General features: G+C 70.0%; 1 protein-coding gene. It reads left to right on the plus strand.

The window, feature by feature from the left end:
- Nucleotides 1-424: transposase family protein (locus tag ACFQVC_RS42510; RefSeq protein ID WP_381842179.1), on the plus strand; the 424-nt coding region annotated here is incomplete at its 5' end.
- Nucleotides 425-527 lie beyond the last annotated feature (103 nt).

A 527-nucleotide genomic window follows, 5' to 3' on the forward strand; every position in this document is an offset into this window, starting at 1 on the left:
TAAATGCCACGGCCTGCTGGTCGTCGCTCTCACCGACGAGAACGGCCGACTGCTGTGGATCTCAGCAGCGCGGCCCGGACGCACCTCGGAGATCACCGCATGCCGCCACGACAAGCTCACCGCCCGCCTGCGCGAAGCTGGCCTCGGCGCCATCGCCGACCTGGGCTTCGTCGGCCTCGACGACAGCACACCCGATGCCGATCCGGCTGTGATCACCGGCTACAAGGCCGCGAAGAACCGGCCCCTGACCCGGGCGCAGAAGCTGTCCAACCGGGCCCTGGCCGCGGTCCGCGCACCGGCCGAGCACGGCTTCGCCCACCTGAAGAACTGGCGCGTGTTGACCAAGGTCCGCACCGCCCCGTCCTGGGCGACCGCCCTGGTCCGGGCTCTCCTCGTCCTGACGAACCGCGAAGCCGCGAGGTGACCGATGAACCCCACCGAAGGCACCCGCCCCCGACCAGCACGAGCACCCCTGCCGCCCCTCACGCCACCACCGTGACCTGCAACTCCAGCTTGCACACAACTCA

Origin of the sequence: Streptomyces monticola (assembly GCF_042665355.1) — a bacterium.
Taxonomy (GTDB): domain Bacteria; phylum Actinomycetota; class Actinomycetes; order Streptomycetales; family Streptomycetaceae; genus Streptomyces; species Streptomyces monticola.